22 protein-coding genes and 1 pseudogene are annotated in these 22180 nt (G+C 68.3%); 11 read left to right on the forward strand and 12 right to left on the reverse strand.

Translation table 11 applies throughout. From position 1 onward, the window contains the following. Positions 1-89 precede the first annotated feature (89 nt). Together H7I57_RS27310 and fadD2 are read right to left on the reverse strand one after the other, a co-directional pair. Positions 90-1352 carry an IS110 family RNA-guided transposase gene (locus H7I57_RS27310; RefSeq protein ID WP_264027479.1) on the reverse strand — a complete coding sequence of 421 codons (1263 nt, stop codon included), beginning with the start codon at positions 1350-1352 and terminating at the stop codon, positions 90-92. A 475-nt stretch (positions 1353-1827) separates the two neighbouring features. Beyond that, positions 1828-3558 (reverse strand): long-chain-fatty-acid--CoA ligase FadD2, encoded by a 1731-nt coding sequence (gene fadD2 / locus H7I57_RS27315; protein WP_264027480.1) that lies wholly within the window; start codon positions 3556-3558, stop codon positions 1828-1830. A 56-nt stretch (positions 3559-3614) separates the two neighbouring features. On the opposite strand from fadD2, the gene H7I57_RS27320 reads away from it, so the two are divergent. The 5 genes from H7I57_RS27320 to H7I57_RS27340 all read left to right on the forward strand — a co-directional run bounded on the left by H7I57_RS27320 (position 3615) and on the right by H7I57_RS27340 (position 8247). Then, positions 3615-4853 carry a DNA polymerase domain-containing protein gene (locus H7I57_RS27320; protein ID WP_264027482.1) on the forward strand — a complete coding sequence of 413 codons (1239 nt, stop codon included), beginning with the start codon at positions 3615-3617 and terminating at the stop codon, positions 4851-4853. 152 nt (positions 4854-5005) lie between these two features. Next, positions 5006-5413 carry an STAS domain-containing protein gene (locus H7I57_RS27325; RefSeq protein ID WP_264027484.1) on the forward strand — a complete coding sequence of 136 codons (408 nt, stop codon included), beginning with the start codon at positions 5006-5008 and terminating at the stop codon, positions 5411-5413. A gap of 183 nt (positions 5414-5596) precedes the next feature. Continuing rightward, on the forward strand, positions 5597-6811 hold the full coding sequence (locus H7I57_RS27330) for an acyl-CoA dehydrogenase family protein (RefSeq protein WP_264027486.1): 1215 nt from the start codon (positions 5597-5599) through the stop codon (positions 6809-6811). Next, positions 6804-7997, forward strand: a complete 1194-nt coding sequence (locus H7I57_RS27335; protein WP_264027488.1) for an acyl-CoA dehydrogenase family protein — start codon at positions 6804-6806, stop codon at positions 7995-7997. The genes H7I57_RS27330 and H7I57_RS27335 overlap by 8 nt, the downstream gene beginning before the upstream one ends. A gap of 10 nt (positions 7998-8007) precedes the next feature. Then, a complete protein-coding gene (locus H7I57_RS27340) occupies positions 8008-8247 on the forward strand; it encodes a hypothetical protein (RefSeq protein ID WP_264027490.1) in 240 nt (79 codons plus the stop codon). A gap of 5 nt (positions 8248-8252) precedes the next feature. On the opposite strand, the gene H7I57_RS27345 is transcribed toward H7I57_RS27340, so the two are convergent. Together H7I57_RS27345 and H7I57_RS27350 are read right to left on the reverse strand one after the other, a co-directional pair. Continuing rightward, on the reverse strand, positions 8253-8801 hold the full coding sequence (locus H7I57_RS27345) for a TetR/AcrR family transcriptional regulator (RefSeq protein ID WP_372510477.1): 549 nt from the start codon (positions 8799-8801) through the stop codon (positions 8253-8255). Positions 8802-8892: 91 nt separating this feature from the next. Then, positions 8893-9297: pseudogene (locus H7I57_RS27350) on the reverse strand (hypothetical protein); the annotation flags it as partial. Between the two features lie 139 nt (positions 9298-9436). On the opposite strand from H7I57_RS27350, the gene H7I57_RS27355 reads away from it, so the two are divergent. The 3 genes from H7I57_RS27355 (at position 9437) to bluB (ending at position 12230) form a co-directional block, all read left to right on the forward strand. Beyond that, positions 9437-10666 (forward strand): amidohydrolase family protein, encoded by a 1230-nt coding sequence (locus H7I57_RS27355; RefSeq protein WP_264027493.1) that lies wholly within the window; start codon positions 9437-9439, stop codon positions 10664-10666. Positions 10667-10794: 128 nt separating this feature from the next. Then, positions 10795-11583 carry a cobalt-precorrin-4/precorrin-4 C(11)-methyltransferase gene (locus H7I57_RS27360; protein WP_264027494.1) on the forward strand — a complete coding sequence of 263 codons (789 nt, stop codon included), beginning with the start codon at positions 10795-10797 and terminating at the stop codon, positions 11581-11583. Continuing rightward, entirely contained in the window at positions 11580-12230 is a 651-nt protein-coding gene (gene bluB, locus H7I57_RS27365; protein ID WP_264027496.1) for a 5,6-dimethylbenzimidazole synthase, read from the forward strand. Before H7I57_RS27360 ends, bluB begins: the two co-directional genes overlap by 4 nt. Positions 12231-12233: 3 nt before the next feature. On the opposite strand, the gene H7I57_RS27370 is transcribed toward bluB, so the two are convergent. The 8 genes from H7I57_RS27370 to H7I57_RS27405 form a co-directional block, all read right to left on the reverse strand. Further along, on the reverse strand, positions 12234-12752 hold the full coding sequence (locus H7I57_RS27370) for a bifunctional adenosylcobinamide kinase/adenosylcobinamide-phosphate guanylyltransferase (protein WP_264027500.1): 519 nt from the start codon (positions 12750-12752) through the stop codon (positions 12234-12236). Further along, the gene (locus H7I57_RS27375) at positions 12749-13507 is read right to left on the reverse strand and encodes a cobalt-precorrin-6A reductase (protein ID WP_264027502.1); all 759 of its coding nucleotides are present in this window, start codon (positions 13505-13507) and stop codon (positions 12749-12751) included. Before H7I57_RS27375 ends, H7I57_RS27370 begins: the two co-directional genes overlap by 4 nt. Continuing rightward, positions 13504-14967, reverse strand: coding sequence for a cobyric acid synthase (locus H7I57_RS27380; protein ID WP_264027504.1), 1464 nt, complete (start codon positions 14965-14967; stop codon positions 13504-13506). Before H7I57_RS27380 ends, H7I57_RS27375 begins: the two co-directional genes overlap by 4 nt. Then, a complete protein-coding gene (cobF, locus tag H7I57_RS27385) occupies positions 14967-15731 on the reverse strand; it encodes a precorrin-6A synthase (deacetylating) (RefSeq protein ID WP_264027506.1) in 765 nt (254 codons plus the stop codon). The genes H7I57_RS27380 and cobF overlap by 1 nt, the downstream gene beginning before the upstream one ends. Before the next feature lie 13 nt (positions 15732-15744). After that, complete coding sequence (locus H7I57_RS27390) at positions 15745-16638, reverse strand: LysR family transcriptional regulator ArgP (RefSeq protein ID WP_264027508.1); 894 nt, start codon at positions 16636-16638, stop codon at positions 15745-15747. Between the two features lie 183 nt (positions 16639-16821). Then, on the reverse strand, positions 16822-17535 hold the full coding sequence (locus tag H7I57_RS27395; protein WP_264027510.1) for a cutinase family protein: 714 nt from the start codon (positions 17533-17535) through the stop codon (positions 16822-16824). Positions 17536-17650: 115 nt separating this feature from the next. After that, positions 17651-18664 carry an NAD-dependent epimerase/dehydratase family protein gene (locus H7I57_RS27400; RefSeq protein WP_264027512.1) on the reverse strand — a complete coding sequence of 338 codons (1014 nt, stop codon included), beginning with the start codon at positions 18662-18664 and terminating at the stop codon, positions 17651-17653. A gap of 90 nt (positions 18665-18754) precedes the next feature. Continuing rightward, positions 18755-19171, reverse strand: a complete 417-nt coding sequence (locus H7I57_RS27405; protein ID WP_264027514.1) for a hypothetical protein — start codon at positions 19169-19171, stop codon at positions 18755-18757. Between the two features lie 356 nt (positions 19172-19527). On the opposite strand from H7I57_RS27405, the gene H7I57_RS27410 reads away from it, so the two are divergent. The 3 genes from H7I57_RS27410 to H7I57_RS27420 all read left to right on the forward strand — a co-directional run bounded on the left by H7I57_RS27410 (position 19528) and on the right by H7I57_RS27420 (position 22103). After that, positions 19528-20535 carry a YihY/virulence factor BrkB family protein gene (locus H7I57_RS27410; RefSeq protein ID WP_264027661.1) on the forward strand — a complete coding sequence of 336 codons (1008 nt, stop codon included), beginning with the start codon at positions 19528-19530 and terminating at the stop codon, positions 20533-20535. A 72-nt stretch (positions 20536-20607) separates the two neighbouring features. Next, positions 20608-20835, forward strand: a complete 228-nt coding sequence (locus H7I57_RS27415) for a hypothetical protein (RefSeq protein ID WP_264027515.1) — start codon at positions 20608-20610, stop codon at positions 20833-20835. A gap of 194 nt (positions 20836-21029) precedes the next feature. Next, positions 21030-22103 (forward strand): substrate-binding domain-containing protein, encoded by a 1074-nt coding sequence (locus H7I57_RS27420; protein ID WP_264027517.1) that lies wholly within the window; start codon positions 21030-21032, stop codon positions 22101-22103. Positions 22104-22180 lie beyond the last annotated feature (77 nt).

The following is a 22180-nucleotide window of genomic DNA, read 5'->3' on the forward strand; positions in this document are numbered from 1 at the left end:
CTGCTAATCCGAAAATGGCGGTGAGTTGGGTGTGGAGTCTGCGCGTCGGTATGGCCGTGTGGTGACGGCGGGGGTGTTGGTGTTGTGGGTCAGGCTGCTGGGGTGAGGGTGACGGTGTAGCCGAGTGCTTCGAGTTGGCGGATGTGGTTGCGTTTCTTGGTCTCTGGGTTGAGGTGTTTGGTGTAGTGATCGGGTCCTAGGTCGGTGTAGGTGGTGTCCGGGTCGGCCAGTAGGTGCCAGATGATGACCAGGATGGAGCGTCCGACGGCGACCAGGGCGCGTTTGTTACCGCGTCGTCGGGCGATGCGTCGGTAGCGGTGGCCCAGGAAGGTGTCGGTGCGGCTGGCGGCGAGGGCGGCTTCGCCCAGGATTTGGGCCAGGTAGCGGTTGCCGTGCCCGGTGGAGGCATTGCCTTTGGTTTTGCCGGCCGAGGATTTGATGCCGGGACTGAATTTCGCCCAGGAGCACAGGTGGCCCGCGGTCGGGAAGACCGACATATCGGTGCCGATTTCGGCGAGGATGACAGCGGCGGCTACGGGCCCGATACCGGGGATCTCATCGAGGCGGGCTGCCGCTGCGGCGAAAGGGGCCAGGTGGGCTTCGATCTGTTCGTCGACCGCGGCGATGTCGGCGTCGATACCGTCGAGGCGGGCCAGCATGCGGGCCAGCAGGAACCGGTGGTGNTCGTNGAAGTGGCCGTTGAAGGCCTCTTCNAGGCGGCTGATCTTGGTCCGCATCCGGGAACGTGCCAGCTGCGCGAGGGCNNNGGGGTCACGTTCACCGGCGATCAGCGCGGCCATCATCGCCCGCCCGGAGACNCCGAAGATGTCGCTGGCCACCACCGAGAGCTTGATGCAGGCGTCTTCGAGGAGCTTTTCGACGCGGTTGCGCTCGGCGGTGCGCGCCCCGACCAGNTCGTTGCGGTAGCGGGTCAGATCCCGCAACTGCCGGACCGCCGGGGGTGGGACGAAACTGGGGCGCAGCATCTGGCGTTCGGCCAGCTTGGCCAGCCACACCGCGTCGAGCACATCGGTCTTGGGNCGGCCGGGTAGGTGTTTGACGTCGCGGGCGTTGACCAGCCACGGGTCCAGGCCGTGGGCTTCGAGCAGGTAGAACACCGGTTTCCAATAATCGGAGGTGGCTTCCATGACCACCCGCTGNACNCCGGATTCGACCAGGTGACTGGCCAGNTCGGTCAACGACCGGGTCATCGTCGAATGGGTCGACACCTCCTGCAGGCGTCTGCTGCCCCGGCCCGGGANCCGCACACAACACACCAGCTCAGCCTTGCCGATATCCAGGGCCGCGACCCTGGCGATGATCTGTTCTGAGTCCTCGGATTCTGCCAGCATCTTTGACCTCCACTTCTATGCGTGTCCACCACCACTTCAGGGTGTGGTCGCCTCGTGGAGCCGCAGGGCCAACAGAAAATCTAATCCGCGTGCTCGATCGCCAAATACCAACGGCGGCAACAATGAAGGGCCCACTTCAGGGTGTGGTCGCCTCGTGGAGCCGCAGGGCCAACAGAAAATCTAATCCGCGTGCTCGATCGCCAAATACCAACGGCGGCAACAATGAAGGGCCCATAACGCGACTCCAGCGCCCGGCTGGAATCCGGCCTCGAAGAACCATGCAGAGACGGCGTCGCAAGGCGACCACCGACCCATTTTCACCCCCGAACGGGCGACCGCAAGGTCAAATTGGCTGGAATGCNGGCCTCGAAGAACCATGCAGAGACGGCGTCGCAAGGCGACCACCGACCCATTTTCACCCCCGAACGGGCGACCGCAAGGTCAAATTGGCTGGAATGCCATTTCGGCGAACGGACTACTCGACGTCCATGTCGCGGAGCTCGCGCTTGAGGATCTTGCCCGTGGGATTGCGCGGCAGTTCGTCGAGGAACACCACCTCGCGCGGCACCTTGTAGCGGGCCAGGTTCTCCTTGACGTAGGCCTTGATGGTGTCTTCGTCGATCGAGGAACCCTCGGCCTTGACCACGAAGCAGCGCAGCCGGGCGCCCCACTCCTTGTCCTCCACACCCAGCGCGGTCGCCTCGACGACCTCCGGGTGGCCGCTGACGAGGTCCTCGATCTCGGCGGGGAACACGTTCTCGCCACCGGAGACGATCATCTCGTCATCGCGGCCGCTGACATAGAGTAGGTCGTTGTCGTCGAAGTAACCCACGTCCCCCGAGGACAGCAGGCCGTCGATGATCTGCTTGCCGCCGCCGCCTGTGTAACCCTCGAACGGAAAGAAGTTGCCGACGAATATCCGGCCCACCTCACCGCGCGGGAGTTCGTTGCCGTTGTCGTCGAGAATCTTGACCTTCATGCCCTTGACCACCGGGCCGACTGTGGCCGGATTGATCGAAAGATCTTGCGGCCCAGCGATGGTCGCGTACGCGACCTCGGTGGAACCGTAGAGGTTGTAGATCACCGGACCGAGGTCCTTCAACGCTCGGGTGGCCAGCTCGGCGCCGAGCTGCGAGCCGGAGACGAACACGATGCGCAGCGAGGACAGATCCGGTTTGGGTGAGGTCTTCTCGAGCTCGTCGAGCATCCGGGACAGCATCACCGGCACCACGACGATCGCGGTGACCTTGTTCTTCTCGATGTCGGCGAGCACGGTGGCCGGCTTGAATCGCCTCCGCAGCACCAGCGTCGAGCCCAGCATCATCGCGATGGTCGCGTGCAGGAAGCCCAGCGCGTGGAACATCGGCGCGGGCAGCGACGTCACCTCTTTGGCCTTGAACGGGACCGACGACAGCACCCCGCCGATCGGCGCCAGTGAGGGCGGGGCACTGCGGTTGGCGCCCTTCGGCGTCCCGGTGGTGCCACTGGTCAAGATGATGATCGACGAGTGCTTGGACGCCTTCGGTGGTGGTTGCGTGCCGGTGCGGGCGATCAGCTCCTCGAGGGTCTCGTCGGTGCTGCCCGACGTCTCGTCACCCTCGGCGGCCGCCGAAGATTCGGCCCGGTCAGGGTTCACTCCCAGCGCCCGCAGCTTCCCCAACTCGGGTTGTGACTGCGAAACGGCGGCGGTGTACTCGTCGTCGTAGATGATGACCTTGCCGCCCTCCCGCTCGGAGACCTCCTTGATCTGCGGGCCGGAGAACTCGCTGTTGAGCAGGATGATCCGCGCGCCGACCTTCGCCGCGCCGTACACCGACACGAGGAACCACCGGTGGTTGCGAGCGAGGACCGCCACCCCGTCGCCGCCCTGGACGCCCTTGGCGAGCAGGCCGTTGGCGACGGCGTTGGCGGCACTGTCGAGTTCGGAGAACGTCATCTCGCCGAAGTCGTCGATCACCGCGACCCGGTTCGGATGACGGCGGGCGTTGAGCGCCGGGATCATCCCGAACTCACCCCAGCGCCGGATGTCGGCCACCAACGCGGCGATGTCCTGCGGCGCCTCCAGCTTCAGGGCGCCGGCCTCGAACATCTTGCGGGCGTAGTGCAGCTCGGCCGAGCCCCGCTCCCAGTATTTTCCGGCGGCCTTGCCGACTGACTGCTGAACCTTGGCGAGCGCCTGAACCGGAAGATCGCTGAGCTTGGACATGCGGACAACTTTATGTGACCGGGCTCGCAGATCGACCGGGATCCTACGATGAGGTGGTGCCCGCTCCCCAGTATTTGGAGGTCGGTGGACAGCAGGTGCCCATCACCCATCCGGACAAGGTGGTTTTCGGCGACCTCGGGCTCACCAAGGCGGACCTGATGCACTACTACATCGCCGTCGCCGACGGTGCGCTGCGCGGCGTTCGGGACCGGCCGATGATCCTCAAGCGGTTCGTCAAGGGCATCGAACAGGAGGCGGTCTTCCAGAAGCGCGCCCCCGAGAAGCGCCCCGACTTCGTCGACGTCGCCGAGCTCAAGTACGCGTCAGGGACGTCGGCGAAGGAAGCCGTCCTGCACGACGCGGCGGGTCTGATCTGGGCGGTGAACATGGGGTGTGTGGACCTCAATCCGCATCCGGTGCGCGCCGACGATCTCGACCATCCCGACGAGCTGCGCGTCGATCTCGACCCGATGCCGGGCGTCGGATGGCGTCAGATACTCGACGTCGCGTTCGTCGCCCGTGAGGTCCTCGAGGATCACGGACTGGTGGCGTGGCCCAAGACGTCGGGCTCGCGGGGCTTTCACATCTACGCGCGCATCCACCGTCGCTGGCCGTTCAAGTTCGTCCGGCTGGCGGCCGAGGCGGTCGCGCGCGAGGTCGAGCGGCGCGCGCCGGAGTCGGCCACCGCGCGATGGTGGAAAGAGGAACGCCACGGCGTCTTCGTCGACTTCAACCAGAACGCCAAGGACCGCACCGTGGCGTCCGCCTACTCGGTGCGCGCGACGCCCGACGCCCGAGTGTCGACGCCGCTGTTCTGGGACGAGGTGGCCGACTGCCGACCCGAGGTGTTCACCGTCGCCACCGTGCCGAAGCGCTTCGCGCAGGTCGGCGATCCGTGGGAGGGGATGGACGACGCCGCGGGGGGCCTGGAGTCGCTGCTGGACCTGGCCGACCGGCTGGGGCCGGCGGAGAAGGCGCCGAAGGGCGCGCGCAGATCCACCGACGGCCGCAGGCAATCCACCAAGCCGCTGATCGAGATCGCGCGCACCAAGACCAAGGACGAGGCGATGGCCGCGCTGCAGCAATGGCGCGACAAGTATCCGGCGGCGGCCGAGAAGCTGGAACCCGCGGACATCCTCGTCGACGGCATGCGCGGGCCGAGTTCGATCTGGTACCGCATCAGGATCAATCTCGAGCATGTTGCCGAGGACGTCCGACCGCCGCAGGAGGCCCTGCTGGCCGATTACAGCCCGTGGTCGGGCTATACCGGTTCGCAGCAGCAACGCCGCGGTTGACGCCAAGTTACCGACGAGTTTGCTGGGCGCCCCGTTTGCAGTTCTTACCGAAGTATTAGTCGTTACTCCCCGCGGCCTTAGATTGGCTCATTACGTTGAGTGATGTGTCGCCAACCGGCGGGCCATGTCAGCACAGATCGAGGGAGGCCACCATGTACGGCAATCCGACGTTCGACTGCGATGGCGCCAGCATTCGGGCGCACTGCCGCCAGCTGGCCACCGTGGTGACGATCAAGGGCGCCGTCGATGACGCCAACGTCGAGTGTGTCCGTCGGCATGTCCGGCGCTTCATCCTCGCGGAGAAGCCTTTCGTGTTGGACCTCAGTGACGTCATTTCCTTTGACCGGGAAGCCATTTCGTTGCTGTTCACCGTTGACGACGTCTGCACCGCTGCCGGGGTCGAATGGTCGCTGGTCGCCAGCCGCTCCGTAGAGCAGGCGCTGGGCGAGTGCGGCATCGAGTTCGACGCCGCCGGTTCCGTTCCCGAAGCGCTCAACCATTTCGCCGACGCCATGGTGGCACGGCGTCAGCTACTCCCACTTCTCACCAAGACCGCGTAAAGGATCACTGTGTTAATCGATGTTCGGTGGCTCCGTTACCTACTACACCGTCGCCACAAGTCAGATGCGGAGCACCTCGCGCTGACCGCGGGATGATTGTTCGCCCGCGCACGGCGGGCTGATTGTTCGCCCCAGACCGCTGAGTCGACCATCGGCCGGCCCGCCAGGCTTTACTGTGCTCTTATGAGCGCCACCGATGCCGACCGGGTCACCGAGGCCGCACACCGAGTGGTCGCCGAACACGACCCGCGTTCGGTGCCCATTTCACGATTTCTCGGTGCCTGCTTCGACGCGGGCCTGTCCTGGGTGCATTTCCCCGAACGTCTCGGTGGCCTCGGTGTCTCCCGCGGCCTCCAGGCCGTCGCCGACCGCATCCTGCAGGACGCCGGTGGGCCCGTTCCGCTGTCGCTCAACCCGATGGGTTACGGGATGGCCGCCCCGACGGTGCGCGAACACGCTCAGACCGACGACGTCCGCAGGGCCCTGTTGCGGCCGCTGGCGACCACCGAGGACATCTGGTGCCAGCTGTTCTCCGAACCGGGCGCGGGTTCGGACCTCGCCGGCCTGGCGACGTCGGCGGTTCGCGACGGCGACACCTGGGTCGTCAACGGACAGAAGGTGTGGACGAGCCTGGCGCACCGCGCACGGTGGGGATTGCTCCTGGCCCGCACCGACCCCGACGTGCCCAAGCATCGCGGCCTGACCTACTTCGTCCTCGACATGCAAGCCGAAGGCGTCGAGACCCGTCCGCTGCGGCAGCTGACCGGCCACGCCGAGTTCAACGAGGTCTACATCACCGACGCGCGCATCCCGGACGCCTACCGGCTGGGCGGGGTCGGCGACGGCTGGCGGGTCGCGATGACGACGCTGATGAACGAACGCAGTGCGCTCGGCGGCAGCGGCAGCAGGCGCGGGGCAGGCACCATCGGCGATGCCGTCGCGCTGTGGGCGTCGCGACCGGACCTGCACACCCCGGTGCTCCAGGACCGCCTCACTTCTCTGTGGCTGCGCGCCGAGGCCCAGCGACTGACCGCCGAGCGATCCAGGGCGACGGCGACCGTCGGAGGACCCGGCCCGGAAGCGTCCGTCGGCAAGCTCGTCGGCGCCGAACTCAATCAGCACATCTACGAGTTCTGTATGGATCTGCTCGGACCGGAGGGGATCATGTACGACGGCTACGAGATGCGGGGCCGTGGCCAGGGGAACGACGATGGGGACCGCGATGTCGAGGACTGGCGCGGCCCGATCCAGCAGAGGTTCCTGCGCAGCCGCGCCAACACCATCGAGGGGGGCACCTCCGAGGTGATGCGCAACATCCTCGCCGAACGGGTGCTCGGGCTGCCCGGGGACCTGCGTGCCGACGCCGGGATGCCGTGGAAGGAGGTTCCGCGTGGCTGAGGATCAGCCCAAAGGCAGCGCTGAGGCACGAAGCGCCGAGTTCACCTTCACGGACGAGCAGAATCAGCTTCGCGCCGCGGTGCGCGGTTTCTGCGGCGAGTTCCTCGGGGAGTCCTCGGTGCGCGCCCAGATGACATCCGATCCGCCGTTCGACGCGAAAGTGTGGACTCGGCTGGGATCCGAACTGGGCGTCCTGGGATTGGCCGTGCCCGAGTCCGACGGCGGCGCCGGCGGCACCCTGGTCGACCAGGCGGTCGCCGTCGAGGAACTGGGCGCCGCGCTGGCGTGCGGCCCGTTGTTCGGCACCGTGTATCTCGCCATCCCCGCGCTGGTCGCGGCCTCGGAGAGTAGCGACCTGCTGATGCCGCTGCTCGACGGCGCCCGCACCGCGGCGTTCGCCGTCGGCGACGTGGCCGGCGCGTTCGACGCCGCGGCCGTCACCGTCGACGCGACACCGACCGGAGGTGGCTGGGCGTTGTCCGGAACCGTCGAACGGGTCGTCGACGCGCGGGTGGCAGACGTCCTCCTCGTCGCCGCGAACGGTCCGGACGGCATCGGGCTCTACGCCGTGGGCACCGACAACCTTGGGGTACAACGTGTTCCGCTGGGCACGCTGGACTTGACAAGGCCTCAGGCCACCGTCGGATTGCTCGATGCGCCCGGGCGGCTCATCGCAGGTCCCGAGGAGGCCGAGCGGGTGATCACCCACGCGCTGCAGGTCGGCTCGGCGTTGCTGGCAGTCGAACAGGTCGGCGCGGCACAGCATCTGCTCGACCTGTCGGTCGAGTATGCGAAGAGCCGTCTGCAGTTCGGCAGGCCGATCGGATCGTTTCAGGCCGTCAAGCACCGCCTGGCCGACGACCTCGTTGCGCTCGAGCACGCGAGATCGACTGCTTACCATGCGATTTGGGCACTCACGGACTTGTCCGACGACCCGGCCCTCGCGGTCAGCATCGCGCAGGCGACGTGTTCGTCGGCGTTAACGCGGATTGCCACGGACACGATCCAGGTCCACGGCGGTATCGGGTTCACCTGGGAGCACCAGGCGCACCTGTACTACAAGCGGGCCTATACAGACGCCGCACTGCTGGGCAGCGCCGAACAGCACCGGGCCAGGGTGGCCGAACTGGTGCTCACCGCCCCCGCCAAGGACGCCCCGCGCGTCGCCACCGGTATCCCGAACTGAGAGGTCTGCCGTGACACAGCCGATTGCCCGTTACGCCGTCGCGGCGGTCATCGCCGCCGCCACCCTTGCCGTGCCCCTCTCCGCCGTCGCCACGACCGCGCCGGTCTCGACGGCGCAGTGCCCGCCCGGTGAGACGGGTGTCATCTACGGATGCTCGCCCTTCTGCGTACCCGGCAAGTTCCTCGACACCCAGACCGGCCTGTGCATGCCGGTGCCGCCCCCGCCGCCCGCACCCACTCCGCGGGTGTAGGTCGGTCAGCGGTGTTCGGCGGCCACGCCGAGGATGACCGCGCGGATCTGGCGCTGGACGTGCTCGCGGCTGGCCGGTTCGGTTGATCCGTTGGCGAACCCGAAAACCAACCCGCTGAGGTACGTCAGCAGCACCGATGCCTGCTCGGCGACCAACTCCTGGTTCACCGCCCCCCGGACGGGGGCGATTCCGACGACGAGGCGCTCGGCCAGCGAGCGGTAGTTCTCGAAAACTTCCTGGAAACCGGCGGCGAGGTGGGCGTCGCGTTTGGACAGCATCGTCAGTTCGAGACGTGCCCGCGTCCGGGACAGACTCGGTTCCTCGCGGATCCGCATCATCTGCTCGGCCAGCGCGGCCAGGCCGACGCCATCTCCCGGATCTTCCTCGAAGGCCGCGGTGAAGGCTTCGATGTCGTAGCGGACGAGTTGCTTCGCGATGCCGTGCAGCAACGCAGAACGGGTCCGGTAGTAGAACGACGTCGTGCCATCGGGCACCCCGGCGCGGCGGTCCACCTTGAGGTGGCTGAGCCCACGCGCGCCATCTTCGGCCAGCAGCGCGATCGCGGCGTCGCACAGGTGCCTACGTCGCTCTTCCGGGTTGGATTTCCTTCTTGTCGTTACCCCTGGAACCCTACTTACGGAATCGTCACTCAGCACTGCGGTGGGTGCCGCGTCGGTGGTGTTTGTTGAGGTAGTCGGTGATGGTTGTGAGTTGGTAGCGGGATACGTCGTGGGCGTCTTCGTCTTCGGCGAACACCGAGGACACCATGACGGTGTCGTCGCGGTCGTAGAAGCCGATGCCGGCCAGGTCCGAGAAGAACTCGAAGATCGGCAACAGTTCCTCCATCGACCGGAAGAAGCACCGCTCGGACCCCTCGATCTTCTCCGGGCGCCCGAAGAACCCGGTGTTGATCACGTTCACGCCGAGATCCACGGTGATCTGCACGACGCGTTTCCCGTTGCGCACCGCCGCCTCGCGGGCGTCCTCGTCGGGACCCGACCAGCACAGCACCGGCAACGCCGACGCGATCCTCACCCCGGCATCGGCACACGTCGAGCCGGGCCGCCGACGTCGTGCTGGAACCGACGCTCATCGTCCGCGGGACCACCGGACCGCCGCGCACCTGTGCTCTGTCCGATCGGACGGCTGGTACTGTAACGCTTACCGTATGCGGACCGGGAGACTGCTGATGACCCAATTCACCGACGCGCCGATCTTCGATGCCGACCAGCACATGTACGAGACGCCGGAGGCGCTGACGAAGTACCTGCCCGAGAAGTACTCGCGGGCTGTCCAGTTCGCGCAGTTCGGCCGCCAGACCCGGATCGTCATCAACAACCGGGTCTCCGACTTCATCCCGAACCCCACGTTCGAGCGGGTTGCCGCCCCCGGTGCGCACGAGAAGTTCTTCGCCGGCGAGAACACCGAGGGCCTGACGCTGCGGGAGATGCAGGGACCGGCGATCGAGGCTCCCGCGGCCACCAGGAACCCGGCCGACCGGGTCGCCGAACTCGATCGGCAGGGCGTGCGTGAGGCCCTGAACTACCCCACGCTGGCCAGCCTCATCGAGCACGCCACCGCCGACGATCCCGAGCTGACGCTGGCCGTCATCCATGCACTGAACCAGTGGATGGTCGAGCACTGGAGCTTCGACTACGAGGGCCGGGTGTTCTCCACCCCGATCATCAACCTCTCCGAGGTCGACGGCGCCCGGCGCGAACTCGACTACCTGCTGGCCAACGGCGCCAAGGTCGCACTCATCAAGCCCGGACCGGTGCACGGGATCCGCGGCTGGCGCTCCCCCGCGCTTCCCGAGTTCGATCCCTTCTGGCGCGACGTCGAAGCCGCCGGGCTGCCGATCGTGCTGCACGCGAGCTATCCGCCGCTCGACGACTACGTCGGTAAATGGGAGCCACCGTATACGCAGAACTTCATGGCCCAGAGTGCGTTCCGCTGGATGGTGCTTGGGCATCGGGAGATCGCCGACATGATCACCGCGCTGATCTGCCACGGGACGCTGACCCGCTTCCCCACGCTGCGCATCGCCAGCGTCGAGAACGGCAGCTCGTGGATCTTCCCGCTGTTCAACGACTTCGAAGAACTCGCCAAGAAGATGCCGCAGAACTTCCCCGAGCACCCGTTGGAAGTGTTCCGCCGCAACATCTGGGTCAGCCCGTTCTGGGAGGGATGTGTCTCCGACGTCGTCAACACCGTCGGCTGGGACAAGGTGATGTTCGGCTCGGACTACCCGCACCCGGAGGGCCTGGCCGAGCCGAAGGGGTTCTGGAAGTACGCCGAGGGCATGGACGTGCGCCGGACGTACGACTTCATGGGCGACAACGCACGCCGCTTCATGGGGCTGCCCCTGGCCAACCCCGATCCGTCGGCGGCGAACCCGCCGGAACTGGCCAACGCCTGAGCGCCTCCGCGGCGCCAGGTCACGTGCCATCACGAAAGTACGGTTTCTGACGGCTATCGGCGGCCCAGATCCGTCACAAACCGTGCGCTCGGCGGCGCGCCCGCTCCGCTCGCCTACACTGCGGATCGATGGAGGACGACCGTGCCGTGCGATTCGTCGGCGCCGGCCCCGGTGCCGCGGATCTGCTGACCGTACGGGCCGCCCGGTTGCTCGGCGAAGCCCAGACCGTCCTGTTTCCCGGGACCTACCTCGACGCCGAGGTTCTGGCGAACTGCTCACCGGACGCCGAACTGGTCGACACCGAACACCTCGACCTCGACGTCATCGTCGCGCACCTGATCGACGGCTACCGCGCCGGCCGGCGGGTGGTGCGCCTGGTATCGGGAGATCCGTCGGTGTACTCGGCGCTGTCCGAGCAGACCCGTCGCCTCGACGCGGCCGGGGTGCCGTGGTCCGTGACGCCGGGGGTGCCCGCCTACGCGGCCGCCGCCGCGCGCGTCGGCCGTGAGCTCACCGTCCCGCTCGTCGCCCAGTCCGTGGTGCTCACCCGCACCCGGCAGCGGTCGACCGCGATGCCGGAGACGGAGTCGCTCAAGGCATTTGCCGCAACCCGCGCGACGCTGGTGCTGCATCTGGCCGTCACCCGGACGCGGGAGTTGATGGCCGAGCTGGAACCGGATCACGGGCCGGACTGCCCCGTGGTGGTGGTGTATCGGGCGTCGCAGCCGCAGGAGCAGGTGCTGCACGGCACGGTGGCCGACATCGCAGACGCGGTCGAGGCCGCCGGGCTGCGGCAGGCCGCCGTGATCCTCGTCGGGCGGGCGCTCGCGGGCAGGCCGGACCCGGAAGCCGGCGAGAGTCACCTCTACGACCCGGCGCGCGACCGATCGGTCAAGCGCATCGAGGGATTGCGATGACGGCCGTCGAATCACCCGCGGGCAGCGCGCTCTACGACGTGATCAACCGCCGTCGCGACACCCGGCGCGAGTTCACCGGTGAGCAGGTCGACCAGGACGTGCTCGAGCGGATGCTGCTCGCCGCGCACGCCGCTCCGTCGGTCGGCATGTCGCAGCCGTGGGATTTCGTGCTGGTGCGATCGCCGCAGACGTTGCGCACGTTCCGGGACCACGTGGCGCACGAGCGTCAGGTGTTCGCCGCGACACTGGCGGGTGAGCGCGCGGAGACGTTCGCGCGCATCAAGATCGAGGGCATCTGCGAATCCGGCCTCGGCATCGTGGTCGGTTACGACCCGAGCCGGGGCGGCCCGCAGGTCCTCGGCAGGCACGCGATCCCGGATGCCGGACTCTACTCGGTGGTCTGCGCGATCCAAAACCTCTGGCTCGCAGCGACTGTCGAGGGTCTCGGGGTCGGATGGGTGTCGTTCTACCGCGAGGATTTCCTCCGTGAGCTGGTGGGCATGCCCGCACATGTCCGCCCGGTCGCGTGGCTGTGCGTCGGGCCGGTCGCCGAGCTTCCGGACACCCCGGACCTGGAGCGTCACGGCTGGCGCAGGCGCTCGTCGCTGGCGACCGTGGTGCACGAGGAGCGCTACCGGCCGCGCTGAGCGTCAGATCTTGAGGACCCGGCCCGCGATCACCAGGTGCACCTCGTCGCACGCCGCCGCCACCCGCTGGTTGACGATGCCGAGCAGGTCGCGGAACAGCACCCCCGATCGGTGCGCGGGCACCACGCCGAGGCCGACCTCGTTGGTCACCACCACGGCCTCGGGTGCCGCGGCGAGGGCGCCGACCAGCGCCTCGATGCGGGGGGTCAGCGCCTCGTGCACGTCGTGGGCGTCCCAGAGCGACCCGGCGTCCATCAGCGCCGTCAGCCAGGTGCCGAGGCAGTCGACCAGCACCGCGCCGCCCGCGTCGGCAACCGCGGCAGCGACGTCGGCGGTCTCCACGGTGTGCCAGTGCTCCGGACGGTCGCCGCGGTGGCGCGCCACCCGGGCGTCCCAGTCCGGGTCGCTGCCGTCGGCGGGCCGGCCCGGGGCGATGTAGGTCACGGCGGCCGCCGCGCCCAGCAGCCCTTCGGCGTGGCGCGACTTACCGGAGCGCGCGCCACCGGTGACCAGGATTCTCACCCCGCCATCGTAGTGAGGGCCCGCACCCAGTCCCTCGCCTCGTCGACGCTGTGAACCGCCGGCACACCGGCCGGACGGGGCGGGCGGCGCACGATGACGACCGGCACGCCGAGTTGGCCGGCTGCCACCATCTTCGGCCAGGTGTGCTCGCCGCCCGAATCCTTCGTGATGAGCACGTCGGCGCGGTGTTCGCGCATCACGGCCAACTCCCCGGCCAACGCGTAGGGGCCGCGGCTGGTCAGCAGCCGCCACGCCGGTGGCAGCGCGATCTCGGGAACGTCCACGACGCGGGCCAGGACCGACCGGTCCCGCAGGTCGGGAATGAAGCGGGCGAGTTCCTGGCGTCCGACGGTGAGAAAAGGGCGTTCACCCAGCCCGGCGGCCACCTTCGCCGCCTCCTCGTGGGAGTCCACCCAGTGCCACGACTCGCGCGACCGGTCCGACCATCCGGGTCGCTCCAGCCGCAGCAGCGGTCGGCGGGTCTGCCCGGTCGTGCACGCGGCGGCGGCGTTGGCCGAGATGTTCTTGGCGAACGGATGTGTCGCGTCGACGACGGCGTCGCAGTCGCTCAACGCCGACCGCAGTCCGTCCACCCCGCCGAAGCCCCCGATGCGCACGTCGCCGACCGGTAGCCGCGGGTCGGCAACCCGCCCGGCCAGCGACGTGGTCACATCGAAGCCGTCGGCGACCAGGAGTTCGGCGAGTGCCCTGGCTTCCGCCGTACCGCCGAGCAACAGGATCCGCGGAGTGCTCACGGGGCACCCGGCGGTAGGAAGGGCAGATCCGCGGGCGGTCCGCCGTGGACGAGGTCGAGAAGCGCGTCGACGTCGAGGTGCTCCTCGACGAGATCGCCGAGTAGGTCGAGGCGGGCGTCCCTGGCGGCAGGAAACGAGACCCCGGAGGGATCGAGCCCGAGGGCTTCGCCCAGGAACCGTGCCCGCAGCGCGTCACCCTCCAGCGCGCCGTGCCACATCGTGCCGAACACCTGGCCGGCGCGTGCACCGCCGAGGAACTCCTCGGCCGCCGGCCCCCTGGTGATCCGGCCGTGATGGATCTCGTAACCGGCGGCCTGCGCCCCGAGCCACTGCCCTTCGGGGAGCCGAAGCGCTTTGGCTGCAACAAAATTCGTCTCGACATCGAGCAGTCCGAGACCCTCGACCTCGGTGGCGGAACCCTCGATGCCTTCGGGATCGCTGATGGTGCGGCCGAGCATCTGGAAGCCGCCGCAGATGCCGAGCAGCGGCTTTCCGGCGGCCGCGTGCGCCACCACGGCGCGGTCCAGACCGCGGGACCGCAACCAGGCCAGGTCGGCGATGGTCGAGCGGGTCCCGGGCAGCACCACCAGGTCGGCATCGGCGAGCGCGTGGGGGTGCGAGGCGAACGCGACGTCGAGGTCGGGCTCGAGGCCGAGCGCGTCGACGTCGGTGAAGTTGCTGATGCGCGGCAGGCGCACCACCGCCACCCGGCGGGCGCCCGGCCGTGGTGAGCGCCGTCCCTGCAGGTCGAGCGCGTCCTCGGAGTCCAGCCACAGGTCCGAACGCCACGGCAGGGTGCCGTAGACCCGCCTGCCGGTCACCCGCTCCAGATCACGCAGGCCGGGCGCCAACAGGTCCAGATCGCCGCGGAACTTGTTCACGACGAAGCCCGCGACCAGCGCCTGATCCTCGGGCGACAACAACGCGACGGTGCCGAAGAACGCGGCGAAGACCCCACCCCGGTCGATGTCCCCCACCACCACCGTCGGCAGGCCGGCGTGCCGGGCCAGGCCGAGGTTGACGTAATCGCCTGCGCGCAGGTTGATCTCGGTCGGACTGCCGGCGCCCTCGGCGATGACGACGTCGTAGCGCGACGCCAGATCGTCGTAGGCCGCGTGCGCGGCGGCCGCCAGCGCGCGCCGTCCCTGCAGCCAGTCCGACGAGGAGACCTCGCCCCACGGCCGTCCCATCAGCACGACGTGGCTGCGCCGGTCGCTGCCCGGCTTGAGCAGGACCGGGTTCATCGCGGCCTCGGGAGTCGCGCGCGCCGCCTGCGCCTGCACCCATTGCGCGCGCCCGATCTCCACCCCCTCCCCGCACACCATGGAGTTGTTCGACATGTTCTGCGCCTTGAACGGCGCCACCTTCACTCCCCGGCGCGCCAGGGCGCGGCACAGGCCGGTGGCGACCACGCTCTTGCCCGCATCGCTCGTGGTGCCCGCGACCAGCAAGCCTGCCATCAGGTCTTCCTCACCAGGAACAGGTCCATCACCCAGCCGTCGCGGGCCTGCGCCGCGGCGCGGGCGTCGGCAACCACGGGTAGCACGTCGCCGAGGCGGCCGGTCACCAGTTGCTCGCCCGCCGCCCCGAGGTTGGCGCCCCACCACATCGTCCAGTCCTGCAGTCCGGTGAAGTCGAGCCGCTCCGGTGGCGGGTTGAGCATCGCGACGATGTTGTCGAGACCGGCCGCGACCGCCTCCTGCAGCCGACGGCCGGTGGTGACGTGCACCGGGCGGCCGACCTCGTGCAGCACGATGCGATGCCGGGCGGCGAGCAGCTGCGGGGCGCTGATGCCGGGCAGGACGTCGTAGTCCACGTCGATGCCGAGCTCGCGGATCTTCTCGACGATCCGGATGGTCGAGTCGTACAGCGACGGATCACCCCAGACCAGGAACGCGGCCGTGCCGCCCCGCTCCCGCAGGACGTCGGCGTATGCGCCCGCGCGGGCGGCGTGCCAGTCGGTCACAGCCCTCTCGTATCCATGGCTGTCGAGGCCGGCGGAGCGGTCGCGCTCGGGGTGGCGCACCGCGATCACTTCGACTGGACCTGCGGCACCCGGATGCGCTGCCACGATCTCCCGTCGCAGCGCGAGCAGTGGGTCGTCGTCGGCTTTCTCGGCGGCCAGCACGTAGTCGACGGATCGCAGCGCCTCCGCGACCTCGGGAGTGACGTGCTGCGGACCCATCCCGACGCCGAGGATGCGGACCTTCACCGACGCGGGCATGCCAGCGATTCTGTCACCGGCCCCTGTGCAGTCCCGTCGCGGCCGCTCGAACCGCCTCGGTGACCCGCGCGACCGTGGAGCTGTCCAGCTTCCAGCACTGCCAGTACAACGGCACGTCGAGGTGCTGATCGGTGATCGGGACGAACGACGTGTCGAGGAGTCGTTCTGGATACATACCCCAGCCCAGCCCGGCACGCACCGCCGCACCGAACCCCTCCGCGGTGGGGATGTAGTGGATCGGCCGCCGAACCGCTTTACGGAACACCTTGCGCACCAGCTGATCCTGAAGGGCATCGTCGCGGTTCCACGCCAGCGACGGCGCAGTGGCCGCGGCTCCAACGGTGAACCCGTCGGGCAGATGGCGCTTCACGTACTCGCGGGTCGCGACGGGTCGGTAGCGCATCACCCCGAGCGACTGCACCCGGCACCCGGCAACGGCGTTGCGCTCGGTGGTCACCGCACCCATCACCACGCCCTCGCGCAGCAGTCGAGCGGAGTGATCCTGGTCCTCGATCCGAACGTCGAACAGCACGCCGGACAGGCTGGCGAAGACCCCGGAGAACCACGTCGCCATCGAATCGGCGTTGACCGCCAGAGCAATTCGGGGACGCTCGGCGGACCCCCCGCTCATCTCGGCGAGCGCCTCGGTTTCCAGCAGCGCGGTCTGCGCCGCCAGCCTCAGCAAGGGGGTGCCAGCAGCCGTTGCCACACAGGGCTTCTCCCGCAGGACCAGGACCTGGCCGACGCGTTGCTCGAGGGCCTTGATGCGCTGGCTCACCGCCGACGGGGTGACATGCAGGTGTTCGGCCGCGGCGTCGAAGCTGCCGAACTCCACCACCGCCGAGAGCGCAGCCAGTTGGCCTGCGTCGATCCTGTCGCCGCCGCGGGTGGGCTGACGTTGCGCCATCGTGATGCGGCCTTCCGTGTCCGTGGGTCGAGGACTCGATTCTGACCGGTGCGGCGCCCCACCACCCTCGCTTTCGCCGTCATACGACTGACCGTCCGATGCTTCGCCGTCACCGCGATTCTGCGCAACTCGTCATCTCAGCCTACGGACCATGCACTCGATCCCGGTGGTGGCCGCCCGAAGTCAGCCGACCTTGTCCGAGGTGTTGACCAACACCTCGGCCGGGGCAGGTGCGGCGACCTTGCCCGACACGAATTGCGCTGCCTGACTTGCCAACCCGGACTCGACATACAGGCTGTGGGCAGCGCGGTTGTCACCGTCGGAGCACACCGGATCCATCCCGTTGCACAGTTCGATGGTCTTGGCGCCGTACAGCGGGCTGATCGCGGTCAGCGGTCGGCCGATCTTGTCGGACGGGTTGCCGAGGACCGCGACTGCGGCGACGTGGTCGGCGACGGCCGGCGGCATCGGCCGGCCGAACCCGAATGTCGCGTTGGGATCCGCGGTGATGAGATCGACCACCGCCGCCCCCTGGGAGTACCCACCCAGGACGATGCTGGTGTCGGGACAGCTGGCGACCGTGGCCTGGACGTGGGCGCTGGTGTCGTCGGCGCCCTGGGGGGCAGACTGCAGGAAGTCGTACGAGGCAGGGTAATTCACCGCATAGACGTTGACGCTGCGGCCACCGAGGTCGCTGCGCAGCTCCTCGACGAAGGCCTGTCCCACCCGGCCGAGACCCGCCGGTTCGGCCGTGCCGCGCGCGAATACGACCTCGACGTCGGGACAGGACTCCGCGGCGTCCGCGCTGGCGGCACCCGGCCCGATCAGGCCGGCCGCGGCGACGCCACCGACACCGGCCATGACCAGAACTCGTCGCACGGTGCGGTGATCGGACATGGGCGTCTCCCTCGGTCATTGGCTGCATGCGGCAACAAAGAGGAGAACCGCCGTAGTACCCAGAGAAATTCCGCGCACTCCGTCGACCGGTGATCGGGCGACCGGTACAGACCGCTCAGCTGCTTCGACTGACGTAGTGCTCGGCGGCGCGCTTGATGAACTGCTCGGTCGGCTTGGGATGCCAGCCGAGTTCGCGGGTGGCCTTGGCGTGGCTGGCCGGAGACGTCAACGCCAGCAACCGGGCACCCTGCCTGCTGATGGGAACGTCGCGGCCCAGGACCGCGCCGACCGCGTCGGACAGGTGACCGAATCCGTGGACCACAGCCATCGGCATGCCGAAGCGCGGTCGTCGCGCGCCTACCGCGTCAGCGGCGATGGTCACCAGCTCACGATGTGTCATGTACCGCTCGGAAATGATGTAGCGCTGTCCTACCCGTCCCCGCTGGGCGGCGCGCAGCATCGCGTCGGCGACGTCGTCGATGCCGACCACCTCGGCGGCGACGCCACGGATGTAGAACGGCAGCTTCCCGAGTGCCGCCAGCTGGACGAACATCCCCTGCCGCGGTTGCCAATCGGGCGGCCCGTAAGGGTTGGACACGTTCGCCACGACGGCGGGCAGCCCGCGCTCGGCGTAGGCCAACACCAGCTCCTCGGCGGCCCGCCTCGATTCGACGTAGCCGCCGGCCTCATCGGCCCAGTTGAACGGGGTGTCCTCGTCCACGGTTGCGCCGTTCCTACCGACCGCGATGGTGCCGATCGTGCTCAGGAAGACGAACTTCTGCAGGTCGGCGTGCACCGCGACGTCGAGGACCTTGCGCAGACCCTCGACGTTGGTCGCGAACAGGGGAGCCGGATCCCGCAGCTCCGCCCTGGTGTCGACGATGCAGTAGTAGACGACGTCGCGATCGGCCATCGCGGCGGCCACCGTCTCCGGGTCGAACGGGTCACCGATCACGCGCTCGACGTCGAGATTTTCGATTCCCTTGACGGAACTGCTTTTTCGCAACAGGACCCGGACGTCTGCGCCGCCGGCGGCGAGGTGGCGGGTCACGCATGCCCCCACGTTGCCGCTCGCACCCATCACCAGGGCCCGCTGCCCGGACACCGTCACGTCATCATCGCTCGTCATCGGTGGTCATCCTAGCGGTGGGTCCTACCGTAAGACTGACGGTCCCGCTCTCGAGAAGTAACAGTCACGAAGTGATCGGTCTCCCGGCCGTCACGCACCACCGAGCGCGTAGTCCATCGGGGGTCCATCCGGGCCAACGGCGCTGTCATCGGCCAGGGCCGTGGCGACCGTCGTCCCGTTCTGGATCTTGCCCACCACGGTCACCAGCTGATCGGGAGCGAACTGCGTTGCCGCACTGCCTTCTCCGGCATCGCCCACGCCGATCCTGTTGGTGTTCGGGGTGATGAGGAACGTCATCACTGTCCCGTCGTCTGCGCGGGTGGTCACCGAATACTCGGTCACCGCGATGATTCGCCCCACCTGCTGGACAAGCGTCGGTGCGGCGACCGCCTGTACGGGACGCGGCGCCGGCGTCTCCACGTAGGTCGCGTACGTCCAGACGCCTGCGGTCACCGCCGCGGCGGGCAGCAGGCTCATGGCCGCGGCACGCGCGCGGCGACGGCGCACCGGCAAACGATGTCTGGAGTGCTGGCCAGCCCTGTCCGTCATCAAAGTTCCGCTCTTTCTCGCACTACCGGCGCCTCTGCGCCGTGTCCCGCCGGTGGCGGGCAATCATCTGTTGTCCCCCCTGATACCCGGCGCGCAAAGTCCACAAACGGCGCGAAATGAGACACGTATCCACCGCGACGAACGTTTCAACGGCGGCAATCGGGGCAGACAACCAGCGCCAAAGCGTGTCCGGGCGCCTGGTTCAGCGACATTGCTTGTTCAGCGACATTGGGGGTCCCGCCGCTTGAGACCCCTGACCAACGGGGTATATGGCACTCGGCGGCGCAGGGCCGCGTGGTTTCGTGGAGGTCGCGATGCTGGGGTGGCTGGATCGCTTGCAGCAGAAGAGCCGGGCCGCGGGCTTCGTCCTCGCAGTGGTCTACAAGTACGTCGACGACCAGGCCCACTTCCTGGCGGCGCTCATCACGTACTACGCGTTCGTCTCACTGTTCCCGTTGTTGCTTCTGCTCACGACGGCGCTGGGGGTGGTGCTGTCGGGCCGGCCGGAGTGGCGCGCGAGCATCGTCAACTCGGCCGTCAGCCAGTTTCCCCTCCTCAGTGACCAGCTCAACAGGCCCGAGGCACTCAGCGGCGGCACCATTGCGGTGGTCGTCGGAATCGCCGGAGCACTTTACGGCGGCCTCGGCGTCGGCCAAGCCCTGCAGAACGCCATGGACACGGTGTGGGCGGTGCCCAGGTTCGTCCGCCGTGACCCGATCAGGTCGCGAATCCGCAGCCTGCTGCTGCTGATGGTGCTGGGTTCGGCGCTGATCGCCACCACGCTGCTGACCGCCGTGGGCAGGATCTCGACCAGCCTGGGCATCCTCGGCACGGGGGGTGTGGTCATCGCTTCCGTTGCCTTGAACACGGCGGTGTGTGTCGTCGCGTTCCGGGTGACCACCGCGCGGTCCTTGACCTACCGGGAGGTGCTCCCGGGCGCGGTGCTCGCGGCACTGCTGTGGCAGATGTTGCAGTGGTTCGGCGCGGCCTTCGTCACCCGGGTCGCGGCGTCCGCCAGTGTCACCAACAGCGTGTTCGCCATCGTTCTGGGGCTGCTGGCGTTTCTCTACCTGGTGTCCACGTCGCTGTTGGTGTGCGCGGAGATCAACGCCGTGCGGGTCGACGGGCTGCATCCCCGCGCATTGCTGACCCCGTTCACCGACAACGTGGACCTGACCGCCGCCGACCGCAAGATGTATTCCGGACAGGCCGAAGCGCAGCGCGCCAAGGGATTTCAGCGCGTGGACGTCAGCTTCGACGAGCACGCCTCTCCCGACGATCACGACGGCCCCGATGTCCAGGACCGATCGCCCACCACGTGACGACGGGGGCGGGTTTGCCTGGGCGAAGTCGGGGGTACGCCGCTGCAATGCCATCGGACGGAGGTGCCTTTCGTGAGCGTCACGGGTAAAGCGGGTTCGATCGCCCGACGGGGCGTCAAGGTGCAACGCAGAATCGCGATCACCCAAGCGTTGTTCTGGCCCGCACTGGTCCTCACCGGAGTCGTCATCGGTACGGCAATGCTGCTGACCGCGCGGCGGACCAATCGGCGACCCTCCCCGACGGCGGCGGACACGATCGAGGAGGCGCCCCTGCCCGGCAGCCCGGCGGCGTCGGCCTGACCGCACCCCGACCCCCGTCGGAATTGGCCGGAGCGTCAATACGCGGCGAGCGAGAATGCCTACGGCACAACATTTTCGACTCGTCCATCTGGCAACCGAGCACCGCCTAGACTCAGGTGTCAGCATTTCACCGGTCGCACGGGACGTGGCCCTGTCCCGGCACCGACGAGGGGCGGGATCTCATGTTCGACTTCGTGAACCCACGAGCGGCTTGGCGACTGGCCGGCCTTACCGCGACGTGCGCGTTGGCGATCACGGGTACGGCGGCGTGCCAGAGCACAGACTCAACGAGCGACGCACCGCCGGGCGTGGCGTTGATCATCAAGACGACGACGAATCCGTTCTTCGTCACGATCGAGAAGGGCGCACAGGAGCGTGCCACCAAGCTGGGGTTGAATCTGTCCGTCGCTGCAGGAACCCAGGACGGCGACGTCGACAGCCAGGTCGCGGCGATCAACGCCGCGGTCGACCGGGGCGACAAGGCCATTCTGATCACGCCCAATGGACCCGGCGTCGACGGAGCGCTCGCGCGGGCCCGCAAGGCCGGCATCTTCGTCGTCGCCATGGACACCAAACCCGCCGACCCCGACGCGGCGGACATCACCTTCGCGACGGACAACTTCGAGGCCGGCAGGCTCATCGGGGCGTGGGCGGCCAGGAAACTGAACGGCCAGCCCGCCGTCATCGCGATGCTCGACCTGTTCGGCAACCGCGGAGTCGAGTCCGACTCCGCCAGGAATCAGGGCTTCCTCACCGGCATGGGCATCGCCGTCGCCGATCCCGAATACAAGGGTGACGAAGCCCCCACCGGCAACTACAGCCAGGGGACCTACCGCATCGCCTGCCACGAGACCACCCTGGGCGCCAAGGACGAGGGTCGCGCCGGGATGCAACGGTGCCTGGCCGACAATCCCGACATCAATCTCGTCTACACGATCAACGAGCCCGCGGCCAGCGGCGCCGTCGAGGCGCTGCAGTCGGCGGGCAACAACGCCACGGTCGTCTCCGTCGACGGGGGGTGTGATCCGGGGATGAAGCTGGTCCGGGAGCGGCTCGTCGGGGCGACGGCTCAGCAGTACCCGCTCGAGATGGCCACCGGGGGCATCGATGCCGTCGCCGAGTACCTCGAATCTGGGAGGAGGCCGATCCCGAATCAGGGGATCGACATGATCACCACCGGTGTCGCGCTCGTCACCGATGACCCCCAACCGGGCGTTCCCAGCATCGACGTCACGCAGGGATTGCAGCGCTGCTGGGGGGCGCCCTGAGCAAAGGCCCCTGCGTGGCTGCTCGGCGGTTGAAGCTCCCCAATACCCCAGCTGCAGCCCCAGTTTCACGGGGTTGC

Source organism: Mycolicibacterium pyrenivorans (assembly GCF_025821625.1).
In the GTDB taxonomy this organism is placed as follows: domain Bacteria; phylum Actinomycetota; class Actinomycetes; order Mycobacteriales; family Mycobacteriaceae; genus Mycobacterium; species Mycobacterium pyrenivorans.